This window comes from Aestuariivita sp. (assembly GCF_049276915.1).
Taxonomy (GTDB): Bacteria; Pseudomonadota; Alphaproteobacteria; order Rhodobacterales; family Rhodobacteraceae; genus Aestuariivita.
This window is the reverse complement of record NZ_JBASXK010000085.1, coordinates 1-3,126: the sequence shown is the minus strand read 5'-3', so window position 1 is coordinate 3,126 and position 3,126 is coordinate 1. Positions and strand designations below refer to the sequence as shown.

The following is a 3,126-nucleotide window of genomic DNA, read 5'->3' as shown; positions in this document are numbered from 1 at the left end:
CGTTCGAAAAGACCAAAAAATCGGTAAACCCTGTCGCACGATGATGCGCCAGCCATTCCAGAAGGAATGCGCCTTCATTTCGCACTGTCATTACAGCCAGAAATTTCAACGGCTTGCCTGCCTTTCTTAAAGAGATCAGCTCTCCATATCCAAGGCCAGCGCATAGGCGACACGTTCGGATTCGGTCAATTTTACCTTGAGGGCCTGCTTGTAAAGATCCTGAAACTCGGGGATGCCATGCAATTCTTCGGCTTTGGCCTGATGCCAGGCAAAGCCGTCGTTATGAAGCGATCTCAGTTCCTCATCCTGCATAAGCCGGTCGTATTCGGCGCGCACGCGGGGGATGTTGCGCTTGATCGTGATGTCGCGGAAATTCGACCAATCCATGCGGATCCAATAGTTCAGCCCGATCGAGCGATCCACATGCAGCGCGCGGCCGCGTTGGCGTTTGATCAGGAAGCTCTCGGCAGAGCGCAATGCGTAATGGTTGAGCTGCAACAGATCATAGCCGACCGATTTCTTGGAACTGCGCCATCCGTTCTCGATCGCCTCTCGGGTCATGTCCTGACCTGATCCATTCACCCATTTCACCTGTGATTGCAGGGACTTGTTCAGCTTGTTGGGCCTGTGACAACTGAGCTTGGAGTAGGCACCGATGTTCTTGAACATGGTTTTGAACCCCCAGACTGTGTGAGGCTTGGGGCAATACTTGGGGGCGCAGGTGTCAAACTGATCAATCACCAGATCATCGGCAAGGCGCGTGACGCCATTATGCCCAAACAACCGCCAGGTCATGGCGACATTCGTGGCATCCGGGACGCGAGCAAAGAAATCCTCGAGCGTGCCATTGGCGGTGCGCACATTGATGAATTCATCCACGTCGATATGGATGATCCAGTCCGAGTTCCGGACCACAGGCTCTTTCATGGCCTGATTGAGCGCATATTGCTGAGGCGAATTGCCCTTCCACTTGTCATTGTTGCGATGTTGGATGACGCCCATCTTGTCCAGACGCTGCAGGATTTCATCTGTCCCATCCGAACAATCATTGGTGTAGATCAGGAAGGTATCGACCCCGACGGCGCGATGGTACGCAATCCATTCGACGATATAGGGAGCCTCGTTCTTCATGCAGCCAACGATGACGTTGCCTGTCGAGCCCGCAGTCAAGGGTCGCAGTGAGGCCGGGGTGAAAGCCGCGGCGAGTTCCTCTTCGTTGACGGCTCCGATCCGGTTATGCGGGGCATAGGGCGAGCCTTGCAAGGACTGTAGTTTCTGCACCGCAAGAGGCGGCATGACGGCTTTAGCATCATCTGACAGAAGATTGTTATCTTTGGATTTTGTCTTTTTTGTTTCTTTTGGTGCGGTGTCGCTGATCTGGTTCAGCGCCGCCCGTCGCGTCTGGCGTTCTTCTTTGGTCGCCTTGTTGATCCGCCACATGAACCCAAGAAGGTATTGCGAGGCGCGAAACCCATATTCCGGATCCGCCTCGACCCAGGTCTTCCTGGCCCGTGGTGCTTTGAGCGCGTCTTTGGGCAGGTTATGCGCACGCTGCAACTCATCCATGTCTGATTTGAACCGTTTCGAAACCGCTGCCAGGCTGGCCGGATCAATCCCGGCACCCGGGATGGCAAGTTCCTGCAAGAAGCCGCGCCAGAGCAGGCGGGGCAGGATGCGCTTGCGTGGCTCAAGTACCTTGAGAAGCAATTCATTCATGCGCCGCGCGCGGCTCAGCCAGGCGGCGGACGGCTGATCGGGTGCGTCAATCGTCTTTGCGCGCCCTATCTGAGCATCCAGCCCGAAGGCCTCGCAAATCTCGCGGGTGATGTCCTCACTGGCAAAAAGCGTGGCGTCATAGGGGCGGAAGCTTAGGCTGCCAGCACCGAACACGGATTCCCAGAATGACTTGAGGCGCTGGAAATCAAGCCAGAACGGGGGGCCTGGGTTTCCATGAAAATCCCGGCCTCAGGGTCGATTCGTTCCACACTGGCCAAGGCTCCGTCCCACCAGTCCGGTGCCTCTGCCAGTTGCAGTTCAAGGTCCAGCGATGCGGCGCGCCCCTCCATCACCTGCGCGCCATAGGCCCGCACCAGCAATCGGGCCGGTTCATCAATATGCGCCATGATGCGGATGTCATCCGAGAGCGGGCTGAGCAGCGCCTTCAGACGTTCCAGTTCGGCAACCCTGTGCAGTGATCCGCCCAACTGGCTTGCCGACAGGATCAGCACTTCGGGGCGTCCGCGCTCGACCTCTTTTTGCAACTCGATGGCGAGGGTGTCGCGCAGGACTTGCTGCTGTTCCGGGGCAATGAAGCCGCGATTATAGCGCAGCGGATCAATGTGGTCCGGATCCGTAACCGCCATGTAAAGGCGCGTGTGGTTCGTGCCGCCGGCGCAGCGGGGAAACAGAATACCTTTGCTTTCAAGCCCTTCACGCTTGTCAGCCAGAACCTTTTGTATCCGGTCCGCACCCACCTCTGCCGGGCCGATATGCACCATGATGCGCATCAGCTTACCCCTTGCTCTTTGCTGAGCGGATTGGCGTTGCGCCGTCCCCACCACGGCAGATTCACGTCGAGAAAGGCCGACAGTTGTTCGCGCGCATCTTCCGCTGCGACATCCAGGTCCAGAAATCTTGGGTCGCCTGTAAAAATGCAGCGCAGATGGGCATAGTGCCCTTCGATCCAGGTGATCCGTGCCTTGGATGTGCCCCCGAACCCTTTGGGCAGGCCCGGAATTTCGGCCTTTTCCAACCGCTCGCCCAGATTGTTCCAGGCCAATATGGATCGCGACATGGCACCCGCATCCCGGCGGGTTGCGACGAACAAGAGGTCGGGATGCAGGCGCCGCAAGGAGTCGATGATCGCAAAGTCCATCTGTGGCCAGAGCGATTTTCCATGGCCGACCACGCTTGTCTCGGAGACGCTGTCAAAGCCTTCGAGGTAGGCGGCCGGATCCCCAAGATCAAAGAACCCTCTGTACATGAGCTCTCCGACAAAAGTCTCTGATTGTTCAACTTTATTCGTGCGCGGGACAACGCGATGATCGGCGCAGGACATGCATCCGCGACGCAAGGCTCTTGCCAGAGTAGACGTGCCTGATTTGGGCAGGCCCAGATTGATCAGTT

The 3,126-nt window shown here is 57.3% G+C and carries 4 protein-coding genes; all 4 read right to left on the bottom strand.

The window, feature by feature from the left end; genetic code table 11:
* Positions 1-109: glycosyltransferase family 2 protein (locus WAO69_RS08780; protein WP_422178120.1), on the bottom strand; the 109-nt coding region annotated here is incomplete at its 3' end.
* A 26-nt stretch (positions 110-135) separates the two neighbouring features.
* On the bottom strand, positions 136-1,890 hold the full coding sequence (locus tag WAO69_RS08775) for a glycosyltransferase family 2 protein (RefSeq protein WP_422178118.1): 1,755 nt from the start codon (positions 1,888-1,890) through the stop codon (positions 136-138).
* Positions 1,869-2,507, bottom strand: a complete 639-nt coding sequence (locus WAO69_RS08770; RefSeq protein WP_422178116.1) for a hypothetical protein — start codon at positions 2,505-2,507, stop codon at positions 1,869-1,871. Before WAO69_RS08770 ends, WAO69_RS08775 begins: the two co-directional genes overlap by 22 nt.
* A partial coding sequence (locus WAO69_RS08765) for a hypothetical protein (protein WP_422178114.1) occupies positions 2,507-3,126 on the bottom strand: 620 nt, incomplete at its 5' end. The genes WAO69_RS08765 and WAO69_RS08770, both read right to left, overlap by 1 nt.